The organism is Pseudomonas sp. S5F11 (assembly GCF_019641515.1).
GTDB lineage: Bacteria > Pseudomonadota > Gammaproteobacteria > Pseudomonadales > Pseudomonadaceae > Aquipseudomonas > Aquipseudomonas rhodesiae.
This window is the reverse complement of record NZ_JAIFJZ010000001.1, coordinates 35,828-56,851: the sequence shown is the minus strand read 5'-3', so window position 1 is coordinate 56,851 and position 21,024 is coordinate 35,828. Positions and strand designations below refer to the sequence as shown.

Genomic DNA, 21,024 nt, shown 5'->3' with positions numbered 1-21,024 from the left:
ACTTAGTTGACGGCTTCTTTCAGGGCTTTACCGGCTTTGAAACCTGGTTTCTTGGCAGCAGCGATTTGCAGTGCTTTGCCAGTCTGTGGGTTGCGGCCAGTGCGAGCTGGGCGGTCAGTCACAGAGAAAGTACCGAAGCCTACCAGTACCACGGAGTCGCCGGCCTTAAGAGCGCCAGTGACGGATTCGATTACTGCATCCAGCGCACGGCCAGCAGCAGCTTTCGGGATATCAGCGGATGCAGCGATAGCATCAATCAGTTCCGACTTGTTCACTCTAAGTCCCCTTATATATCTATTGAGTATGATTCTAAGTTTTTTGGTGAAAGCAAAAACCAGTGCTGAATGGCCTACAGACACTTAAGAGCCGCTTTATAACAAGGGCTCTAAAAAGCTGTCAAGGAAGCCTCCAGACTTATTCGCATTAATGCGTGCTAATTCTTTCCTTGGAATCAGACTCTCGTTTTTCGTCCTTAGCAACTATCTCCGGGGCCACATCCGGCAAGGGCTCCGGCGCGTATTGCAGCGCAATTTGCAGGACCTCGTCAATCCATTTAACGGGTTTAATCTGAAGATCTTGCTTGATATTGTCAGGAATTTCCTTCAAGTCGCGAACATTCTCTTCAGGAATGATCACGGTCTTGATTCCACCCCGGTGCGCGGCAAGCAATTTCTCTTTCAGACCACCAATGGCCAATACTTGACCACGCAGAGTAATTTCCCCGGTCATGGCTACATCAGCGCGTACCGGAATACCGGTCAATGCCGACACCAGCGCGGTGCACATGCCCACGCCGGCGCTTGGACCATCCTTCGGGGTTGCCCCTTCCGGCATATGGATATGGGTGTCGTGCTTCTCGTGGAAGTCCAAGGGAATCCCCAGGCTCCGAGCGCGGCTGCGCACCACGGTCTGCGCGGCGGTGATGGACTCGACCATCACATCCCCCAGGGAACCGGTCTTGATCAACTGGCCCTTGCCAGGGATCACGGCAGCCTCAATGGTCAGCAGCTCACCACCCACCTGAGTCCACGCCAAACCCGTCACCTGCCCGACCTGATCCTGCTGTTCAGCCAGCCCGTAACGGAATTTGCGCACGCCCAGGAAGTGCTCCAGGGAGTCGGACGTGACCTTCACCGCGAAGCGTTTTTCCAGAGCATGCTCTTTGACCGCCTTGCGGCAGATCTTCGCGATCTGGCGCTCAAGCCCCCGCACACCGGCCTCGCGGGTGTAGTAACGCACGATGTCGCGAATCGCTTCGACCTCGAACTCAATCTCGCCCTTCTTCAGGCCATTGGCCGATGTCTGCTTGGGCGCGAGGTACTTGACCGCGATGTTGATCTTCTCGTCTTCGGTGTAACCCGGCAGACGAATCACCTCCATCCGATCCAGCAGCGCTGGCGGAATATTCATGGAGTTGGAGGTGCACAGGAACATGACGTCGGATAAGTCGTAATCGACTTCGAGGTAATGGTCGTTGAAATTGTGGTTTTGCTCAGGATCGAGAACCTCGAGCAAGGCCGAGGCCGGATCGCCACGCATGTCGCTGCCCATCTTGTCGATTTCATCGAGCAAGAACAGCGGATTGCGCACGCCGACTTTGGTCATCTTTTGAATCAATCTTCCTGGCATCGAACCGATATAGGTGCGGCGATGGCCACGAATTTCCGCTTCATCCCGCACGCCACCCAGGGCCATGCGGACGAATTTACGGTTGGTGGCATTGGCGATGGATTCGGCCAGAGAGGTCTTGCCCACGCCAGGCGGCCCAACCAGACACAGCACCGGCCCGCGGATTTTCTTCACGCGCTTCTGTACGGCGAGGTATTCAAGGATGCGCTCCTTGACCTCTTCAAGGCCGTAGTGGTCGGCGTCGAGAATGTCTTCGGCGCGGGCCAGGTCCAGGCGCACCTTGGTCTGAGCCTTCCACGGCACCTGCACCAGCCAGTCGATGTAGGAGCGCACCACGGTGGCTTCGGCCGACATCGGCGACATTTGCTTGAGCTTGTTCAGCTCGGCGGTGGCTTTGGTCAATGCATCTTTAGGTAGACCCGCGGCATCGATGCGCTTTTTCAGCTCTTCGATTTCGTTGTGGCCTTCCTCGCTGTCGCCGAGCTCTTTCTGAATGGCCTTCATCTGCTCATTCAGGTAGTACTCACGCTGGCTGCGCTCCATCTGCTTTTTAACGCGGCCACGAATGCGCTTTTCAACCTGCAGCAGGTCGATTTCAGCATCCAACAACGCCAGCACATGTTCGACGCGAGCCGGCAGGTCGATGATTTCGAGGATGTCCTGCTTCTGCTCGATCTTCAGCGCCATATGGGCAGCCATGGTATCGACCAGGCGGCTGGGTTCATCAATGCTATTAAGAGAAGATAGGACTTCAGCCGGGACTTTCTTGCCCAACTGTACATACTGCTCGAATTGCGAGAGCAGACTGCGTACGAACACTTCAGACTCGCGCTCCGGGGCCTCGATCTCATCGATCAACGCCACCTCGGCACGTAGGTGGCCATCCACCTCCATGAAGCGTTCCACCGCGCCGCGTTGCTCGCCTTCCACCAGCACCTTGACGGTGCCGTCCGGCAGTTTGAGCAATTGCAGAACAGTAGCAACAGTGCCGACCCGATACAGGGCGTCTTCGCCTGGATCATCATCAGCTGGATTTTTCTGGGCCAACAGCAGGATCTGCTTGTCGCCCGTCATCGCGGCCTCGAGGGCTTCGATAGACTTCTCGCGCCCCACGAACAGCGGGATAACCATGTGCGGATAGACGACAACATCACGCAACGGCAGGAGAGGCAATTCGATGGTGGTCTTCATGATTTCGCCTCTATGACAGTTCAAAAGTAAGCATGAAGCCAAGATGGGGGCTGCATGCAAAAAAAACAAGCTTATTGCCGGCAGTTAAACGCAGTAAAAACCTACAAAAAAACAAAGGGGCCCCTGGAGGCCCCTTTGTCTGTACCGAAACCGCGAAACGCTTACGCGTCTGGCGCAGCCTTGGCAGCCGGCTCACTGTTTTCATAGATATACAGTGGCTTGGACTTACCTTCTATAACGCTTTCGTCGATCACCACTTTACTCACCTCAGACTGCGAGGGGATTTCATACATGGTGTCGAGCAACACACCTTCGAGGATCGAGCGCAAACCGCGCGCACCGGTCTTACGCTCCAGTGCCCGCTTCGCTACAGATTTGAGCGCATCGGTACGGAACTCGAGGTCTACACCTTCCATTTCGAAAAGCTTAGCGTATTGCTTGGTCAGGGCGTTTTTCGGCTCGGTGAGGATCTGAATCAGAGCAGCCTCATCCAGCTCATCCAACGTAGCCAGGACCGGCAGACGGCCGACGAATTCCGGGATCAGACCGAACTTGACCAAATCGTCAGGCTCGACTTCACGCAGGGACTCGCCCACTTTCTTACCTTCTTCCTTGCTGCGCACTTCCGCACTGAAACCGATGCCGCCACGGGTGGAGCGGTTTTGAATAACCTTTTCCAGACCGGAGAACGCACCGCCACAGATGAACAGAATATTACGCGTATCAACCTGAAGGAATTCCTGCTGCGGGTGCTTGCGGCCACCTTGCGGCGGTACGGATGCAACCGTGCCTTCAATCAGTTTCAACAGCGCTTGCTGCACACCCTCGCCGGACACGTCTCGAGTAATGGACGGGTTATCAGATTTGCGCGAAATCTTGTCGATTTCGTCAATGTAGACAATACCCATCTGGGCCTTCTCTACATCGTAATCACATTTTTGCAGCAATTTCTGAATGATGTTCTCGACGTCCTCGCCCACGTAGCCAGCCTCGGTGAGGGTGGTCGCGTCAGCGATGGTGAAGGGAACGTTCAGCAGGCGAGCGAGGGTCTCCGCAAGCAGGGTCTTACCCGAACCTGTAGGACCGATCAGCAAGATGTTGCTCTTGCCGAGTTCGACCTCTTCACCTTTCTTGTCACGCTGATTCAAGCGCTTGTAGTGGTTGTACACCGCTACGGCCAGAATCTTCTTGGCACGCTCTTGACCGATCACATACTGGTCAAGAATGCCGCTGATTTCTTTGGGCGAAGGCAATTTATGCGCGCTGCTTTCGGCCTGGGCTTCCTGCACCTCCTCGCGGATGATGTCATTGCACAGGTCGACGCACTCGTCGCAGATAAAGACCGAGGGGCCGGCAATCAATTTGCGTACTTCATGCTGGCTTTTGCCACAGAAGGAGCAATAGAGCAGCTTGCCGTTGTCCTCGCCGTTGCGGGTGTCAGTCATTCGTTCGATCCAAATCCGATAGGCTTGCAACACAAGATGAAGGCTTATGCGGGCTTTTTCAAGCCCGCCGATGATCGGCTACGCCGACCCACCTTATTTTGAGCGGCTTATATTATGCGGGGCGGTGGTCAATCACTGCGTCGATCAACCCGTATTCACGCGCCATTTCCGCACTCATGAAATTGTCACGGTTGGTATCACGCTCGATTTCTTCCAGCGTGCGACCACTGTGCTTGGCCATCAGCGTATTCAAACGCTCGCGGATGAAGAGGATTTCCTTGGCGTGGATCTCGATATCCGACGCCTGACCTTGGAAACCACCCAATGGCTGGTGAATCATCACGCGGGAGTTCGGCAGACAGAAACGCTTGCCCGGAGCACCCGCAGTCAGCAGGAATGCGCCCATGCTGCACGCCTGGCCGATACAAGTGGTCGACACGTTTGGCTTGATGAACTGCATGGTGTCGTAGATCGACATGCCCGCAGTCACCGAACCACCCGGCGAGTTAATGTAAAGATGGATGTCCTTGTCCGGGTTTTCCGCTTCAAGGAACAGCAGTTGCGCGCAAATCAGGTTGGCCATGTAGTCCTCTACCGGACCAACCAGAAAGATCACTCGCTCCTTGAGCAGGCGCGAGTAGATGTCGTAGGCGCGTTCGCCACGAGCGGACTGCTCGACAACCATCGGGACCAGGCCGCCGGCGGCCTGGATATCAGAGTTCTGCTGAATATAGGAATTACGGAACATGCTCTGCAGTTACTCCCAAATAGTCATGTCTTGAAAACGCATAAGCCAGCGCGAGGCTGGCTTATGGTTGTATTTCCAACGAGTTGGACAATCAGTCGGCTTGTGCTGCTTCCGCCGGTTTGACTGCTTCTTCGTAAGAGACCGCTTTATCGGTCACCTTAGCCTTCTGCAGAACAGTATCCACAACTTGTTCTTCAAGCACAACCGAACGTACTTCGTTCAGCTGCTGGTCGTTCTTGTAGTACCAAGCCACGACCTGCTCAGGCTCCTGGTAGGCCGAAGCCATCTCCTGGATCATTTCACGAACGCGATCTTCGTCAGGCTTGAGGTCGAATTGCTTGACCACTTCAGCCACGATCAAACCCAGCACTACGCGACGCTTGGCTTGCTCTTCGAACAGCTCGGCAGGCAGTTGATCAGGCTTGATGTTGCCACCAAACTGCTGAACGGCTTGAACGCGCAGGCGATCCACTTCATTGGACAGCAGAGCCTTAGGTACTTCGATCGGGTTGGCGGCCAGCAGACCGTCCATGACCTGGTTCTTCACCTTGGACTTGATGGCCTGGCGCAGCTCACGTTCCATATTCTTGCGAACTTCGGCGCGGAAACCTTCGATGCCGGTTTCTTTAATACCGAACTGAGCGAAGAACTCTTCATTCAGCTCTGGCAGCTTAGGCTCGGAAACGCTGTTAACGGTCACGGTGAACTCGGCGGTTTTACCGGCCAGGTCCAGGTTCTGATAGTCAGCCGGGAAGGTCAGGCTCAAAACGCGCTCTTCGCCGGCTTTAGCGCCAACCAGGCCATCTTCGAAACCAGGGATCATGCGGTTGGAACCCAACACCAGTTGAGTGCCCTTGGCAGAACCGCCAGCGAATACTTCGCCGTCAACCTTGCCAACGAAATCGATGTTCAGTTGGTCTTCGTTCTGGGCGGCACGCTCGACCACTTCAAAACGGGTGTTCTGCTTGCGCAGGATTTCCAGCATGTTGTCCAGATCGGAATCAGCCACTTCAGCGCTCAGGCGCTCGATAGCGATACCCTCGAAGCCGGCAACTTCGAATTCAGGGAACACTTCGAATACGGCTACGTATTCCAGGTCCTTGCCTGCTTCCAGGGACTTAGGCTCGATCGAAGGCGAGCCGGCTGGGTTCAGCTTTTGCTCGACAACGGCTTCGTAGAAAGAAGCCTGAATGACGTCACCAACAGCTTCCTGACGCGCATCGGCACCAAAACGACGCTTGATTTCGCTCATCGGCACTTTGCCTGGACGGAAACCAGCGATCTTGGCCTTCTGGGCAGTCTGCTGCAGACGCTTGTTGACCGCAGTCTCGATACGCTCTGCCGGCACGGTGATGCTCAGGCGGCGCTCGAGAGCAGTAGTATTTTCAACAGAAACTTGCATGGATATTCCTCGTTGCACAGACGTTAGCCGGCCATTTCCGACCCCAATCAAGGGCATGCATTCTAGTGGGTCAAACTCAAGAAGTCACCCTACTGGAAATATGCTCGCAAACAGCCGGCAATTTATCGGCACGAGAGCACTGCTGCACCTCGCCCCGCTGACAAATACAGCCAATCATGCCAGGGCTCTGTGCCGCCTCTTCTATATATAGGAGAGGCCATCACTTCCATCCCTGACACTGCGACCCGGTAGCTACGGCCGCCCACGATCCGAACCGCCAAAACCAAAAAAGGCGCCAGACTGTTAAATCTGGCGCCTTTCGAATATGGGGTGGACGAAGGGGATCGAACCCTCGACAACGGGAGTCACAATCCCGTGCTCTACCAACTGAGCTACGCCCACCATATTGCGTTAACAAAGAAACCAAACCACTTCTTTGTCGAGCCCTGCCCGATCCTACGACCGAACAACGCTTTAATTGGTGCGGATGAAGAGACTCGAACTCTTACGCCTCGCGGCGCTGGAACCTAAATCCAGTGTGTCTACCAATTCCACCACATCCGCGCTTGAAGCTCTTAAAGCAAAGGCGCCAGACTGTAAAATCTGGCGCCTTTAAAATATGGGGTGGACGAAGGGGATCGAACCCTCGACAACGGGAGTCACAATCCCGTGCTCTACCAACTGAGCTACGCCCACCATATAGCGCTACTTGTGCCAAAGCTGCCTAATGGCGCACCCGGCAGGACTCGAACCTGCGACCATCCGCTTAGAAGGCGGATGCTCTATCCAGCTGAGCTACGGGCGCCTTATTAATCTGTACTCTTGGAGGATTACAAACTAAGTGCTTCCAGCCTTACAGAACAGTGATTCTGCTTGACCTTCTTAACCAGTGCTAGGCTGTGCCCGACAAGTGCGACGAATAGTATAGAGCCCCCTGAAACCCGTCAAATCTTTTTTAAAAAAAATTCATTTTATTTAAGGAGTTAGGGCAATTTGCAGACCAACCGCCTTTGCCCTCACGTCTTAGCGTGCGAGAATGCGCGCACTTTTCTTCCCCCTCTCGATGGTTAATCACGCGTAATGACTGCACAACTTATCGACGGCAAATCAATCGCCGCCAGCCTGCGCCAGCAGATCGCCAAACGGGTCGCAGAGCGCAGCCAGCAAGGCCTGCGCACACCGGGACTCGCGGTGATCCTGGTCGGCAGCGATCCTGCGTCTCAGGTTTATGTCTCGCACAAGCGTAAAGACTGTGAAGAGGTCGGCTTTATTTCCAAGGCCTACGACCTGCCTGCGCAGACCACCCAGCAGGCCCTGACCGACCTGATCGACAGCCTCAACGAGGACCCGACGATAGACGGTGTGCTACTGCAACTGCCCCTGCCGGATCACCTGGACGCGTCCAAATTGCTTGAGCGCATTCGCCCGGACAAAGACGTCGACGGTTTCCATCCTTATAACGTCGGGCGCCTGGCACAGCGCATCCCGCTGCTGCGCCCCTGCACCCCCAAAGGCATCATGACCCTGCTGGAAAGCACCGGTGTAGACCTGTACGGTCTCGATGCCGTGGTGGTGGGCGCCTCGAACATCGTCGGTCGCCCGATGGCCATGGAGCTGTTGCTGGCCGGCTGCACCGTGACCGTGACCCATCGTTTCACCAAGGACCTCGCCGGCCACGTCGGACGCGCGGACCTGGTGGTGGTTGCCGCCGGCAAGCCGGGCCTGGTCAAAGGTGAGTGGATCAAAGAGGGTGCAATCGTTATCGACGTCGGCATCAATCGTCAGGAAGACGGCAAGCTGGTGGGCGACGTGGTCTACGACACCGCCCTGCCTCGCGCCGGCTGGATCACGCCGGTGCCAGGCGGCGTCGGCCCGATGACCCGCGCCTGCCTGCTGGAAAATACCCTGTACGCCGCGGAAACCCTGCACGATTAATAACCGCATGTACTGAAGAAGCCCCGCCTTATCGCGGGGCTTTTTATTAGCCGGAATAAAACCTGTTTTTTCTTTGTTTTTAAGCACTTTCGTCTGGTTCTGTAAGAACATTCGACAGTTTCTGATCCATACTCCTAAAATGTAACGCCATTTATCAAAAACCCGTTTTCCTAACGGTATTTCTTACTTTTTAGCGAGTTCATCCGCGTGAAAATTCGTCTTTCCATCATCAGCCTATTTTTCGCATTCACAGGCACTATCGCGCATGCCGCCGAAACCGCCCTGGCGCCCCGCGATCCTTCCAAACTGCAAATCGCTTCCGGCAGCGCCATGCTGGTCGACTTGCAAACCAACAAAGTCATCTATGCCAGCAACCCCGACGTGGTGGTGCCCATTGCGTCTGTGAGCAAGCTGATGACCGGCCTGATCGTCCTCGAAGCCAAGCAAAACATGGACGAGTACATCGATATCAACATCACCGATACGCCAGAAATGAAAGGTGTGTTCTCCCGCGTGAAGATCGGCAGCGAAATGCCGCGCAAAGAAATGCTGCTGATCGCCCTGATGTCCTCGGAAAACCGGGCCGCCGCCAGCCTGGCCCACCACTATCCGGGCGGCTATTCGGCGTTTATCGCGGCGATGAACGCCAAGGCCAAGGCCCTCGGCATGACCAGCACCCACTATGTCGAACCCACTGGCCTGTCGATCCACAACGTATCCACCGCTCGCGACTTGAGCAAGCTGTTGGCCGCTGCGCGCAAGTACCCGATGCTGAGCCAGTTGAGCACCACCAAGGAAAAGACCGTAGCCTTCCGCAAGCCCAACTACACCCTGGGTTTCTCCAACACTGACCATCTGATCAACCGCGCCAACTGGGATATCAAGCTGACCAAGACCGGCTTCACCAACCAAGCCGGCCATTGCCTGGTGCTGGTGACCAGCATGGGCAACCGACCGGTGTCGCTGGTGATCCTCGATGCTTTCGGCAAGTACACCCACTTCGCCGACGCCAGCCGTATCCGCAGTTGGGTCGAGACCGGTAAGGGCGGCGCGGTGCCGGATGTCGCGTTGCGCTACAAAGCCGACAAAAATCTGAAAAACCGCGCGAATTCCGCCGAGGTACGGCGCTGATAACACCGAAGAAGCGATGGGAGGGGCTTTGCGCCCTGCCCCCACTGCTATCGGTGATCCGCCAAGACTTTAAGCGCCTGCGCTGCCGCCCGCTCCTGCCCGGCCTGGGCCGTGGCATCGGCCGCCTCGCGCCAGCGCTGCGCATCCACATTGGCCGGCAACTGGCTCGGGCGCTGGGTGAGGATCGCCCAATGTCCGGCACTGGCCAATTTCGATTCAAAATCGCTGAAGCTCATCAATAGCCGCCGGTCCATGCCCGAGCGCAGTAACACCGTGCTCTTTTGCTGATTGAAGCCCACCACCACGACATACCGCGCGTCGGACCAGAGCCCGCCGCCGAGGCGCGCCATCACCGGATAACCTGCGGCCACCTGCGCCAGCACGGCGGTCAACTTGGCCTCCAACGGGTACACCATCAGCCCATATTCGCGCGCCAATTGCGGCATCGTGCGCTCCAGGTTTGCCTCGCCGCCCGGCAAATGCAGCGGTTTATCCAGCAGCCCCGGTGTCATCACAATGCCTTGTTGCGACAGCATGCTGGCTAATGCAGCAGGGCCGCTTTGATAGACCTCGCTGCGAAAGGTCGGCACGCCATTGAGTTCGACCCGTTCAGGCAGGCCCGCTAGTTTTGAGGGTTGCCCGGCACACGCGGTGAGCCCCAGGGTGAAGGCCAGCAGCGGGGACGTTGGAAGATTCGACCGTAACCGCACTTTTCTACTCTCTTGATCAGCCGTCGGTGAGGGCGCTGATCATAGCCCAATCACGTTTGTGTCGGGCCTGGATATAGCGAACTCGTTGGACAGACACGACCATTGGTCAATAGCAGGCAACCGCCAGGTAGCTAGACTGTCCATTGAGAAGACTGTGTGTGCCCCCTGCGGGGCGAAGGAGGCCCAAATGAGCCTTGCAACAACGATTTTCCTGTTGATCTGCGGTTGGCTGGCGGTAGCCGGCGCCATGTTGTGGGGAGTGTTGCGCATTACCCGCCGGCACCATCACCCCCACGTCAAACCCGCCAAGCCTCACAAAGCGGTGGTGCGTCACGCTTAACCAGGCATGCAATTGAAGTCCTGTGTCGCCGCCACTTCGTGACCTTGTGCATCCTTTAGGGTTGCGCGTACGGTCATCCCCAGGCTGGACTCCACCAGGGTGTAGTGCTCGCCCGCCTTGAAATGCTTGTATTCGACACGACCCTGGCAGTCTTGCTGATTGTCGTCACCGGGTTCGTCCTCGAACAGCGTCACGTCCAAGCGATGGTCCCCCGGTGTCACCTCGAAGAAGCGTCCATCGTCCACGCGCTTGCCGTCTACACGTTCGGCCAGCAGGTCATTGGGCGCTTCCTCTTTAAGGCCGATCCAGGCCTCGCTCGGGTCCGCCTTGGGCATCGGCCCGGCACAGGCCGATAACAGCAATACGGCGCTCAGGGCGGGGATCAATAAAAACGGTTTGAGTGACATGGCAGCGCTCCTTGGATCGTACATTCGATGGGCTACAAGCTTGGGCAGCTGCCAGGCCTGGAACAAATGAAAGCCTATGAAACGATCTTCAGCGCTTACCTAAATGTTCCTTCACCTGGCTGAAAGGTGCGTGTTAGGTGGGTCGGGCAAGACTGCCGGGGTTTGCAATCCTTGCTCTGTTGGAGATACACGCATGCTCGGGCTGGTAAAGACCGCACTGCACAAGCCGTATACGTTTATCGTGCTGGCCATATTCATTTGCATCATCGGGCCGATGGCGGCCCTGCGCACACCCACCGATGTTTTCCCGGATATCGGCATTCCCGTGGTGGCTGTGGTCTGGCAATACAACGGTCTGTCGCCGGATGCCATGGCCGGTCGGGTGATCTACACCTATGAACGTTCCTTGAGCACCACCGTCAACGACATCGAACATATCGAGTCGCAATCGCTGCCCGGCATGGGCATCGTCAAGATTTTCTTCCAGCCTGGCGTGGATATCCGCACCGCCAACGCCCAGGTCACGGCGGTATCACAAACCGTGCTCAAGCAGATGCCGCCCGGCATCACGCCGCCGCTGATCCTCAACTACAGCGCCTCCACGGTGCCCATCCTGCAAATGGCGTTTTCCAGCCCGACACTGTCGGAAGCCAAGATCCGCGACCTGGTGCAGAACAATATCCGCCTGCCCCTCAGCGCCCTGCCCGGCCTGGCGATGCCGACCCCGATGGGCGGCAAGCAACGCCAGATCACCCTCGACCTCGACCCGCAGGCGCTGGCTGCCAAGGGCTTGTCGGCCCAGGACGTGGGCACGGCGCTGGCCCTGCAAAACCAGATCATTCCGGTAGGCACCGCCAAACTCGGCACCGACGAATACACAATCCTGCTCAATAACAGCCCCAAGGCCATCGATGAGCTGAACAACCTGCCGATCAAGACCGTCGACGGTGCGCTGATTACCATCGGCCAGGTCGCCCATGTGCGCGACGGTTCGCCGCCGCAGACCAATATCGTGCGCGTCGACGGCCATCGTGCGGTGCTGATGCCGGCGCTGAAAAACGGCAGTATCTCCACCCTGTCGATCATCGACGGCATCCGCCAGATGTTGCCGCGCATCGATGAAACCCTGCCACCGTCACTCAAAACTTCGCTGCTGGGCGACGCCTCGGTGTTCGTCAAGCAATCGGTGGGCAGCGTCGCCCAGGAAGGCATCATTGCTGCACTGCTGACCAGCGCGATGATCCTGCTGTTCCTCGGCAGTTGGCGCTCCACGCTGATCATTGCGGTATCGATTCCCCTGGCCGTGCTGTCAGCCATTGCGCTGCTGGCGGTTACCGGGCAAACCCTCAACGTCATGACCTTAGGCGGGCTGGCGTTGGCGGTGGGGATCCTGGTGGACGACGCCACGGTGACCATCGAAAACATCAATTGGCACCTGGAACAAGGCAAGGCGGTGAAGGCTGCGACTCTTGATGGCGCCGCGCAAATCGTCGGCCCGGCGTTCGTCTCGCTGCTGTGCATCTGCATCGTGTTCGTGCCGATGTTTCTGCTGCAAGGCATCGCCGGTTATCTGTTCCGGCCGATGGCATTGGCGGTGATTTTTGCCATGGCCAGTTCGTTCATTCTGTCGCGCACCCTGGTGCCGACACTGGCGATGTTTCTGCTCAAACCGCACACACCGGAACAAGGCGCAGGGCACCACCCCGAAGATGAATTCATCAACCACCATGAGGGCGAGCAGCACCAGAAGCCACGCAATGTTGCGCTGCAGGCCGTACTGAATTTCCAACAAGGTTTCGAGCGCCACTTCTCGAATATCCGCGACACCTACCATGGTTTGCTGACACTGGCCCTGGGCAACCGCAAGCGCTTTATCGTGGGTTTTCTCGCCTGTGTACTCGCCTCGTTCCTGCTGTTGCCCAGCCTGGGCCAGGACTTTTTCCCGGCAACCGATGCCGGTGCGCTGGCCCTGCACGTGCGCCTGCCGCTGGGTACGCGCATCGAAGAAAGCGCCGCCGCCTTCGACCGCATCGAAGCGCGGATTCGCGAAATCATTCCCGCCGAAGAACTGGATACCGTCGTCGACAATATCGGTATTCCGCTGAGCGGCATCGACATGGCCTATAGCAGTAGCGGCACCATCGGGCCGCAGGATGGCGATATCCAAGTCACCCTGAAAAAACACCACGCGCCCACCGCCGACTATGTGAAAAAACTGCGTGTAGCCCTGCCGCAAAGCTTTCCCGGCAGCCACTTCGCATTCCTGCCGGCGGACATCAGCAGCCAGATCCTCAACTTCGGCGCGCCGGCGCCCCTGGACGTAAAAATCTCCGGGCACAACGACGCCGAAAACCGCGCCTACGCGCTGGAGCTGGAACGCCGCCTGCAACACGTTCCGGGCATCGCCGATCTGCGCATCCAGCAGTCCACCGGCTACCCATCGTTACAGGTCAATGTCGACCGCCTGCGCGCCAACGGCCTGGGCATTACCGAGCGCGACGTAACCAACAGCATGGTCGCATCACTGGCCGGCAGTTCGCAGATTGCGCCGACGTTCTGGCTCAACCCGGCCAACGGTGTGTCCTATTCCATCGTCGCCGCCACCCCGCAATATCGGCTGGACAGCCTGCCGTCGCTGGAAGCCTTGCCAGTGACCGGCGCGAACGGCCAGTCGCAGATCCTCGGCGGCGTGGCAAGCATCTCCCGCGTGCAAAGCCCGGCGGTGGTGACCCACTACAACATCGAACCGACACTCGACCTGTACGCCAATGTGCAAGGGCGCGACCTCGGCGGCGTGGCGCGTGACGTGCAAAAGGTGCTGGACGACACCGCGTCCATGCGGCCCAAAGGCGCAACGGTGAGCCTGCATGGGCAGATCGATGCGCTGCATGAAGCTTTCAGTGGGCTGAGTTTTGGCCTGCTCGGCGCGGTGGTGCTGATCTATCTGCTGACCGTGGTCAACTTCCAGTCGTGGGTCGACCCGTTCGTGATCATCACCGCCCTGCCGGCGGCCTTGGCGGGGATCGTGTGGATGCTGTTTCTCAGCGGCACCTCATTGTCGGTGCCGGCCTTGACCGGCGCGATCCTGTGCATGGGCGTGGCCACCGCCAATTCGATCTTGGTGGTGAGTTTCTGCCGGGAACGCCTGGCCGAACACGGCGATGCCTTGAAAGCCGCACTGGAGGCCGGCTACACGCGTTTCCGGCCGGTGTGCATGACCGCCTTGGCGATGATCATCGGCATGCTGCCCCTGGCCCTGTCCGAGGAGCAGAACGCGCCTCTGGGCCGCGCCGTGATCGGCGGCCTGATTCTCGCCACCACCGCCACCCTGTTGTTTGTACCCGTGGTCTTCAGCCTGGTCCACGGTCGTCACCCTACTCGCGCCACTGCTGGAGAAACGCCCCATGTCGTCTGATCAAAAACCCTCGCGCAAGCGCCTGATGCTCCTGGGTGTCGGCGGCCTGACCCTGGCCGCCCTGTTAGTCGCCAACGGCTTGCACGCCCGTACGCTGCACGCACAGTCGGTCAGCGCCTGGACCCAGGCCGCTGCCATCCCCCATGTCAGCGTATTCCAACCGCAACACAATGCCGTCGGCGACACCCTGCGCCTGCCCGCGCACCTGGAAGCCTGGAGCACCGCACCGATTCATGCACGAGTCAGCGGTTACCTGAAGGACTGGAAGGTCGACATCGGCAGCCAGGTAAAGGCCGGGCAAGTGCTGGCCGAAATCGACAGCCCCGACCTCGATCAACAACTGGCCCAGGCCCATGCGCGATTGGTTCAGGAACAGGCGAACGCGCACCTTGCAGCGACCACCGCGACGCGCTGGCAAAACCTCTTGGCCAGCCATTCGGTATCGCGTCAGGAAGCCGATGAGAAAACCTCCAACGCGGCGGCGGCCAAGGCCAACGTTCAGGCCGCCGCTGCAGACGTTGCGCGGTTGTCGGCACTGCAAAGCTACAAGACCCTGCGCGCGCCGTTCGCCGGCACCATCACCGCACGCAATACCGATATCGGCCAGCTGATCAAGGCCGATACCGACAGCGATCCAGAGCTGTTCAACATTGCCGACACCCACCAGTTGCGCCTGTATGTACCGGTGCCGCAGAACTACGCCGCAGTGATCCATCCGGGCCTGGAAGCCGAGTTGAGCGTGCCAGAGCACCCCGGCATGCACTTCAAGGCGCGGTTGATCGGCGACTCCACCGCCATCGATCGGCGTTCCGGTACGCTGCTCGCGCAATTTGTCGCGGACAACCCCAACGGCGAACTGCTGCCCGGCGACTATGCCGAAGCCACCCTGCCGATCCCGGCGGACACCCATGGCGTGAGCATCCCCGCCAGTGCCCTGATCTTCCGCGCCCAAGGCACCCAGGTGGCGATGCTGGACGGGCACAATCATGTGCACCTGCAAAGCATCCATATCGGCCTGGACCTGGGTGATCGGCTGGTGATCGACCAGGGCCTCAACGCTGCCGACCGCGTGGTGGACAACCCGCCCGACGCCCTGCGCGAAGGCGACCCGGTACAACTGGCCGCCGCCGCCGGAGGTGCACATGCGCCCAAGGCTTAAACCGCTCGCCGCGCTGGTGCTGCTGGGCTTGCAAGGCTGCTCCATGGCGCCCGGCTACACCACGCCGGCGCTGGAGTTGCCGGCCCATTACCGCGAACAGACCAGCGCAGGCCCGTGGCATAGCGCACAACCCAACGACCAACTGGCAGCGCAGTGGTGGACGCTCTACCACGACGCGACGCTGGATCACCTGCAACAGCAACTGCTCCAGGCCAACCCGGACCTGGCGGCGGCGCTCGCGCACTTCGATGCGGCCCAGGCATATGCCAGCCAACTGCACGCGGGGCTGTTCCCACAGATCAACGCCAGCGCGCAGCCCTTGCGCCAGCGGCAGTCGGATTCGCGGCCGTTGCGGGGGACTACACAACCGTCGGTGTACAACAGCAACACGGCGGGTTTTTCGTTGAGTTACGACCTGGATCTCTGGGGCAGAATCCGCAACCAGGTCGCCGCCGGTGACGCCCAGACCCAGGCGTCCGCAGACGATCTGGCAGTGGCGCGCCTGAGCCTGCAACGCCAGTTGGCAACCTTGTACGTACAGCTCAATGGGCTGGATGCCCAGGCGCGCATCCTCAACAGCTCCCTGGAGGATTTCAGCCAAGCCTTGCAACTGACCCGCAGCCGCTACGAAGGTCAGATCGCCTCGGAGTTGGACCTGACCCGCGCCCAGAACCAACTGTCCGAAGCCCGCGCCCAGCTTGATGACGTACGCGGGCAACGCAACCTCATCGAACATGCGCTCGCAGAATTGATCGGTGTAGCGGCCAGTGACTTCACCCTAGCGCCTACTGCGCAACTGATTGCCCTGCCGGCAATCCCCTCGCAACTGCCCAGCCAGCTGTTGCAACGCCGCCCAGATATCGCCGCAGCAGAGCGCCGGGTGTTTGCCGCCAACGCCAACATCGGCGTGGCCAAGGCGGCGTGGTATCCGGATTTCAGCTTGACCGGCTTGATCGGCGGGCAGACCCAAGGCGTTGGCAATCTGCTCTCGGCCGGCAATCGGTATTGGGCGTTGGGGCCGTTGGTGAACCTGCCGATCCTTGACGGTGGGCGCTTGAGCGCCAACGAGCGCCAGGCCAAGGCCGAGTTCGAAGAGGCATCGGCGCAGTATCGCAGCCAGGTGTTGAAGGCCGTACGCGAGGTGGAAGACAACTTGGCGCAACTGCGGGACTTGCAGCAGCAAGCGCAGGATGAACAGGCGGCGGCGGACGCGGCGCAGCATACGCAATCATTGGCGATGAACAGCTATCAGGCAGGCGCCGTGAGTTACCTGGATGTGGTCACCGCGCAAACTGAGGCGTTACAGGCGCAGCGGACATTGCAGGCAGTGCAGACACGCCAGTTGCAGGCGAGCGTCGGCTTGATCACCGCCCTGGGCGGGGGTTGGCAGCCTGGAGCTTGATCGGGGGCAAAGGCACAGCTCGGTGATGTCGGTTAATTATGCTGTGAATGGAATAAAGCCATCGGGGGCAAGCCCCCTCCCACATGGGTCCCGCGCCAGACACACAATGTATGAACACCGCAGAACCGCATATGGAAGGGGGGGTTGCCCCCCGATGGTGGTGAATCAGCTACTGAAATACCGGGTTCAAGCCGCCCTCCACACTGATCCAGTGTCAGACACATAATGTATAAGCGCCACCGAACCAATGTGGGAGGGGGCTTGCCCCCGATGGTGGTGAATCAGCTACTGAAATACCGGGTTCAAGCCGCCCTCCACACTGATCCAGTGTCAGACACATAATGTATAAGCGCCGCCGAACCAATGTGGGAGGGGGCTTGAACTGGCCTAATGATTTTGGACACTTCAATCGGGCGCTATGATGGCGCCCAAATCTGAGGTGTTTGGATATGCGTAAATCTTATTCGAGTGAGTTCAAGCTCAAGGCTGCCAGCATGGTGCTGGACGAAGGCCAGCCGGTTACCGAGGTGTGTGCCAGTTTGGATATAGGCCCTACCGCCTTGCGTCGTTGGGTTGATCAGGTACGCAAAGAGCGTTTGGGCTCGACGCCGGTAGGCGCCAAGGCGATTACCGCCGACCAGCGAGAAATTCAGAGGCTCAAAGCCCTGCTCAGGGAGAAAGACCTGGACATCGAAATCCTAAAAAAGGCCAGTGCTCTCCTGCTTTTGGACGCCAAAGATCATTCACGCTGATCGATGAGCTGGACGAGCAGTACGGCGTTAATCGGTGTTGCCGGGCGTTCGGCGTCAACCGCAGCAGCTTTTACGCTTGGCGTCAGCGCCAAGGTAAGGCTAACCCTCAGCGAGAGCAGCTTAAAGCCGCGCTGGTCAAGCATCACAAGGCATCGCGAGCTTCTGCGGGAGCGAGGACTTTGGCGAAGGAGCTGCAAGAGAAAGGGCATCGCATCGGCCGGTACTTGGCTCGCAGTTTGATGCGCGAAGCGGGGATCGCCAGCCGCCAGCGCCGACGCCATAAGTACAAATCGTCCGGCGTAGAAGCTTTGGTGGCACCGCACGTGCTCAAGCGTGAGTTTGATGTCACGGCGGTCAATCAGGTGTGGTGTGGCGACGTGACGTACATCAAGGTCGGCAAGCGGTGGCTGTATTTCGCTGCGATTCTGGATTTGTTCGCCCGTCGGATCGTGGGCTGGTCGTTTTCGATGATTTCCGATGCCACGCTGACCTGCGAGGCTTTGCGGATGGCGGTTGAGCTCAGAGGTCGTCCTAAAGAGGTGCTGTTTCATTCAGACCAAGGCTGTCAGTACACCAGTCATAAGTTCAGGAATGAGCTGCTGGCGCATGGCCTGCGGCAAAGCATGAGCCGTAAAGGTGAATGCTGGGATAACGCTCCGATGGAGCGTTTCTTTGGAAGTTTGAAATCAGAGTGGGTGCCCGAGACGGGTTACGCATCAGAACATGAGGCCCGAGCAGACGTGCAGCGTTATGTCTCGCGCTACAACATCACCAGGCCCCACAGTTACAACGATTACCGGTCGCCGGTCATCAGGGAGAGACTGGCGGCATGAACCTTAAATGGTGTCCAAGAATACTTGACCAGTTCAGCTTGCCCCCGATGGCGGTGAATCAGCTACTGAAATACCGGGTTCAAGCCGCCCTCCACACTGATCCAGTGTCAGACACATAATGTATAAGCGCCGCCGAACCAATGTGGGAGGGGGCTTGCCCCCGATGGCGGTGAATCAGCTACTGAAATACCGGGTTCAAGCCGCCCTCCACACTGATCCAGTGTCAGACACATAATGTATAAGCGCCGCCGAACCAATGTGGGAGGGGGCTTGCCCCCGACGGCGGTGAATCAGCTACTGAAATACCGGGTTCAAGCCGCCCTCCACACTGATCCTGTGTCAGACACATAATGTATAAGCGCCACCGAACCAATGTAGGAGGGGGCTTGCCCCCGATGGCGGTGAATCAGCTACTGAAATATCGAGTTCAAGCCGCCCTCCACACTGATCCAGTGTCAGACACATAATGTATAAGCGCCACCGAACCAATGTGGGAGGGGGCTTGCCCCCGATGGCGGTGAATCAGCTACTGAAATATCGAGTTCAAGCCGCCCTCCACACTGATCCTGTGTCAGACACATGATGTATAAGCGCCACCGAACCAATGTGGGAGGGGGCTTGCCCCCGATGGCGGCCTTCCAGACACATCCTGCCAAAAGCCTGCCCCTCAACCTCCTGCTCATCAATCTAACCTCTCAAAGCACATCTAAAGAGGGGCCAAGGAATGGCAGATCTACCCGCTTCACACCGCCTGCGCATCGGCCGCTTCAGCGAGCCGGGCCGCATCTACCTCATCACCACCAATACTCACGAACGCGTACCGATATTCAGCCATTTCCACCTCGGTCGCCTGGTGGTCTGGCAATTTCGCTTAGCCCAGTACCAAGGGCTGGCCAACTCTCTGGCATGGGTGATCATGCCGGACCATTTCCATTGGTTGCTTGAACTGAAAAAAGGCTCGCTGGCGGACTTGATGTGCCAGGTGAAGTCAAAAAGCACCAGGACCGTCAATGGCCTGAGTGGTCGCAAGGGCCGGCTCTGGCAAGAGAGCTTTCATGATCGGGCCCTGCGCAAGGACGATGACTTGGTAAAAATGGCCCGGTATGTGGTGGCTAATCCATTGCGAGCGGGTCTGGTCGAGCGGATTGGCGACTACCCACTGTGGGATGCCATCTGGGTTTAACGTCATGCACAGTCCAAATGTGGGAGCAAGCCCCCTCCCACATTTTTTACCCGCATTTCAAGCGGCGAGTTTGCCGCTGGCGATGGCGGCTGAAGCGGCCACCATGGCACGCAACAACACCGCACACCCCGCCGCCAAATCATCCGGCGCGGCGTTCTCGATTTCGTTATGGCTGATGCCGCCTTCGCACGGGACGAAGATCATCCCCGCCGGGCCCAGTTCGGCGACGAAAATTGCGTCGTGCCCTGCCCCGCTGACGATGTCCATATTCGACAGGCCCAGGCCGTTCGCCGCGTTACGCACCGCCTCGACGCAACCTTTGTCGAAGTACAACGGCGGAAAGTCAGCCGTGGGTTCCATCTCGAAACTCAACCCGTGTTTGGCGCAGGTGTCTTCGATCACCTGGCACACCTGGGCAATCATCGAGTCCAAACGCGCCGGTTCCAGGTGCCGGAAGTCCAGGGTCATGCGCACTTCGCCGGGGATGACGTTGCGTGACCCCGGATAAGCCTGCAGGCAACCGACGGTGCCGCAGGCGTGGGGTTGATGCCCCAGCGCCGCCGCATTCACCGCCGCCACCACCGCTGCGGCGCCGACCAGGGCGTCCTTGCGCAGGTGCATCGGCGTCGGCCCGGCATGGGCTTCGACGCCGCGCAGCTTCAGGTCAAACCACTTTTGCCCGAGGGCGCCGAGTACCACGCCGATGGTTTTTTTCTCATCCTCCAGAATCGGCCCTTGTTCGATATGCGCCTCGAAATACGCGCCGACTTTATGCCCGCTCTCGGGACGAGTTCCCGCGTAGCCAATCGCGTTCAACGCCTCCCCAACACTGACGCCCTCCGCGTCAACCTTGGCCAGGGTATCGGCCAGGGTGAATTTCTCGGCGAACACCCCGGAGCCCATCATGCATGGCGGAAAGCGCGAGCCTTCCTCGTTGGTCCACACCACCACTTCCAGCGGCGCCTCGGTTTCGATCTTGAGGTCGTTGAGGGTGCGCAGCACTTCCACGCCGGCCAGCACACCAAAGCAGCCATCGAACTTGCCGCCGGTAGGCTGGGTGTCGATATGGCTGCCGGTCATCACCGGTGGCAGGTCCGGGTTGCGCCCTGGGCGACGGGCAAAAATATTGCCGATGCCGTCGACGCTGACCGTACAGCCAGCCTCTTCGCACCACTGCACGAACAGGTCGCGGGCCTTGCGATCAAGGTCGGTAAGGGCCAGGCGACACACGCCGCCCTTGGGCGTGGCGCCCAGTTTGGCCAGGTCCATCAGCGACTGCCACAGGCGGTCACGGTTGACATGCGGGTGGGCCGATTGCAGAACGTCGAGGGCAGCGTTCATG

The 21,024-nt window shown here is 58.7% G+C and carries 17 protein-coding genes and 4 tRNA genes; 9 read left to right on the top strand and 12 right to left on the bottom strand.

All coding sequences use genetic code 11. From position 1 onward, the window contains the following. Positions 1-2 precede the first annotated feature (2 nt). From K1567_RS00255 to K1567_RS00215, 9 genes are all read right to left on the bottom strand, one after another. The gene (locus K1567_RS00255; protein WP_003174819.1) at positions 3-275 is read right to left on the bottom strand and encodes an HU family DNA-binding protein; all 273 of its coding nucleotides are present in this window, start codon (positions 273-275) and stop codon (positions 3-5) included. A 148-nt stretch (positions 276-423) separates the two neighbouring features. After that, the gene (gene lon / locus K1567_RS00250; RefSeq protein WP_034114270.1) at positions 424-2,820 is read right to left on the bottom strand and encodes an endopeptidase La; all 2,397 of its coding nucleotides are present in this window, start codon (positions 2,818-2,820) and stop codon (positions 424-426) included. 161 nt (positions 2,821-2,981) lie between these two features. After that, positions 2,982-4,265 carry an ATP-dependent Clp protease ATP-binding subunit ClpX gene (gene clpX, locus K1567_RS00245; RefSeq protein ID WP_034098852.1) on the bottom strand — a complete coding sequence of 428 codons (1,284 nt, stop codon included), beginning with the start codon at positions 4,263-4,265 and terminating at the stop codon, positions 2,982-2,984. A gap of 112 nt (positions 4,266-4,377) precedes the next feature. Then, on the bottom strand, positions 4,378-5,013 hold the full coding sequence (gene clpP, locus K1567_RS00240) for an ATP-dependent Clp endopeptidase proteolytic subunit ClpP (protein WP_034098854.1): 636 nt from the start codon (positions 5,011-5,013) through the stop codon (positions 4,378-4,380). A gap of 91 nt (positions 5,014-5,104) precedes the next feature. Then, the gene (gene tig, locus K1567_RS00235) at positions 5,105-6,415 is read right to left on the bottom strand and encodes a trigger factor (protein WP_034098856.1); all 1,311 of its coding nucleotides are present in this window, start codon (positions 6,413-6,415) and stop codon (positions 5,105-5,107) included. Positions 6,416-6,741: 326 nt separating this feature from the next. After that, positions 6,742-6,817: transfer RNA gene (locus K1567_RS00230), tRNA-His, on the bottom strand. Between the two features lie 77 nt (positions 6,818-6,894). Then, positions 6,895-6,979, bottom strand: a tRNA-Leu gene (locus K1567_RS00225). Positions 6,980-7,035: 56 nt separating this feature from the next. Beyond that, positions 7,036-7,111 (bottom strand) — tRNA-His (locus tag K1567_RS00220). Positions 7,112-7,143: 32 nt separating this feature from the next. Beyond that, positions 7,144-7,220: transfer RNA gene (locus K1567_RS00215), tRNA-Arg, on the bottom strand. A gap of 275 nt (positions 7,221-7,495) precedes the next feature. Here K1567_RS00215 and folD point away from each other — a divergent pair. Then, positions 7,496-8,350, top strand: a complete 855-nt coding sequence (folD, locus tag K1567_RS00210; RefSeq protein WP_034098858.1) for a bifunctional methylenetetrahydrofolate dehydrogenase/methenyltetrahydrofolate cyclohydrolase FolD — start codon at positions 7,496-7,498, stop codon at positions 8,348-8,350. Positions 8,351-8,557: 207 nt separating this feature from the next. Next, positions 8,558-9,481 carry a D-alanyl-D-alanine endopeptidase gene (pbpG, locus tag K1567_RS00205; protein ID WP_220697990.1) on the top strand — a complete coding sequence of 308 codons (924 nt, stop codon included), beginning with the start codon at positions 8,558-8,560 and terminating at the stop codon, positions 9,479-9,481. A gap of 47 nt (positions 9,482-9,528) precedes the next feature. On the opposite strand, the gene K1567_RS00200 is transcribed toward pbpG, so the two are convergent. After that, positions 9,529-10,191 carry a peptidase C39 family protein gene (locus K1567_RS00200; protein ID WP_220697989.1) on the bottom strand — a complete coding sequence of 221 codons (663 nt, stop codon included), beginning with the start codon at positions 10,189-10,191 and terminating at the stop codon, positions 9,529-9,531. Between the two features lie 187 nt (positions 10,192-10,378). Between K1567_RS00200 and K1567_RS00195 the strand changes: the two genes are divergently transcribed. Beyond that, entirely contained in the window at positions 10,379-10,531 is a 153-nt protein-coding gene (locus K1567_RS00195; RefSeq protein WP_167389900.1) for a hypothetical protein, read from the top strand. On the opposite strand, the gene K1567_RS00190 is transcribed toward K1567_RS00195, so the two are convergent. Continuing rightward, a complete protein-coding gene (locus K1567_RS00190) occupies positions 10,528-10,938 on the bottom strand; it encodes a hypothetical protein (protein WP_034098864.1) in 411 nt (136 codons plus the stop codon). The two genes, K1567_RS00195 and K1567_RS00190, sit on opposite strands and share 4 nt — an antisense overlap. A 193-nt stretch (positions 10,939-11,131) precedes the next feature. On the opposite strand from K1567_RS00190, the gene K1567_RS00185 reads away from it, so the two are divergent. From K1567_RS00185 to K1567_RS00165, 6 genes are all read left to right on the top strand, one after another. Further along, on the top strand, positions 11,132-14,353 hold the full coding sequence (locus K1567_RS00185; RefSeq protein ID WP_220697988.1) for an efflux RND transporter permease subunit: 3,222 nt from the start codon (positions 11,132-11,134) through the stop codon (positions 14,351-14,353). Then, entirely contained in the window at positions 14,343-15,512 is a 1,170-nt protein-coding gene (locus K1567_RS00180; protein ID WP_220697987.1) for an efflux RND transporter periplasmic adaptor subunit, read from the top strand. Before K1567_RS00185 ends, K1567_RS00180 begins: the two co-directional genes overlap by 11 nt. Further along, positions 15,496-16,914, top strand: coding sequence for an efflux transporter outer membrane subunit (locus tag K1567_RS00175; RefSeq protein WP_169903427.1), 1,419 nt, complete (start codon positions 15,496-15,498; stop codon positions 16,912-16,914). Before K1567_RS00180 ends, K1567_RS00175 begins: the two co-directional genes overlap by 17 nt. Positions 16,915-17,363: 449 nt before the next feature. Continuing rightward, positions 17,364-17,666: a transposase gene (locus tag K1567_RS27820; protein WP_040267329.1), complete on the top strand. Its 303-nt coding sequence runs from the start codon at positions 17,364-17,366 to the stop codon at positions 17,664-17,666. Then, the gene (locus K1567_RS00170) at positions 17,663-18,499 is read left to right on the top strand and encodes an IS3 family transposase (RefSeq protein WP_052448344.1); all 837 of its coding nucleotides are present in this window, start codon (positions 17,663-17,665) and stop codon (positions 18,497-18,499) included. Before K1567_RS27820 ends, K1567_RS00170 begins: the two co-directional genes overlap by 4 nt. 724 nt (positions 18,500-19,223) lie before the next feature. Further along, complete coding sequence (locus tag K1567_RS00165) at positions 19,224-19,682, top strand: REP-associated tyrosine transposase (protein WP_034098871.1); 459 nt, start codon at positions 19,224-19,226, stop codon at positions 19,680-19,682. 57 nt (positions 19,683-19,739) lie between these two features. On the opposite strand, the gene K1567_RS00160 is transcribed toward K1567_RS00165, so the two are convergent. Then, the gene (locus K1567_RS00160) at positions 19,740-21,023 is read right to left on the bottom strand and encodes a Zn-dependent hydrolase (protein ID WP_220697986.1); all 1,284 of its coding nucleotides are present in this window, start codon (positions 21,021-21,023) and stop codon (positions 19,740-19,742) included. Position 21,024: the final 1 nt, after the last annotated feature.

Bases quoted from the DNA above. Each gene is read 5' to 3' on its own strand.
- K1567_RS00185 (WP_220697988.1), top strand. From the start codon at position 11,132: ATGCTCGGGCTGGTAAAGACCGCACTGCACAAGCCGTATACGTTTATC.
- K1567_RS00190 (WP_034098864.1), bottom strand. From the start codon at position 10,938: ATGTCACTCAAACCGTTTTTATTGATCCCCGCCCTGAGCGCCGTATTG.
- K1567_RS27820 (WP_040267329.1), top strand. From the start codon at position 17,364: ATGCGTAAATCTTATTCGAGTGAGTTCAAGCTCAAGGCTGCCAGCATG.
- tig (WP_034098856.1), bottom strand. From the start codon at position 6,415: ATGCAAGTTTCTGTTGAAAATACTACTGCTCTCGAGCGCCGCCTGAGC.
- lon (WP_034114270.1), bottom strand. From the start codon at position 2,820: ATGAAGACCACCATCGAATTGCCTCTCCTGCCGTTGCGTGATGTTGTC.
- folD (WP_034098858.1), top strand. From the start codon at position 7,496: ATGACTGCACAACTTATCGACGGCAAATCAATCGCCGCCAGCCTGCGC.
- K1567_RS00180 (WP_220697987.1), top strand. From the start codon at position 14,343: ATGTCGTCTGATCAAAAACCCTCGCGCAAGCGCCTGATGCTCCTGGGT.
- K1567_RS00165 (WP_034098871.1), top strand. From the start codon at position 19,224: ATGGCAGATCTACCCGCTTCACACCGCCTGCGCATCGGCCGCTTCAGC.
- K1567_RS00195 (WP_167389900.1), top strand. From the start codon at position 10,379: ATGAGCCTTGCAACAACGATTTTCCTGTTGATCTGCGGTTGGCTGGCG.
- clpP (WP_034098854.1), bottom strand. From the start codon at position 5,013: ATGTTCCGTAATTCCTATATTCAGCAGAACTCTGATATCCAGGCCGCC.
- K1567_RS00160 (WP_220697986.1), bottom strand. From the start codon at position 21,023: ATGAACGCTGCCCTCGACGTTCTGCAATCGGCCCACCCGCATGTCAAC.
- clpX (WP_034098852.1), bottom strand. From the start codon at position 4,265: ATGACTGACACCCGCAACGGCGAGGACAACGGCAAGCTGCTCTATTGC.
- K1567_RS00175 (WP_169903427.1), top strand. From the start codon at position 15,496: ATGCGCCCAAGGCTTAAACCGCTCGCCGCGCTGGTGCTGCTGGGCTTG.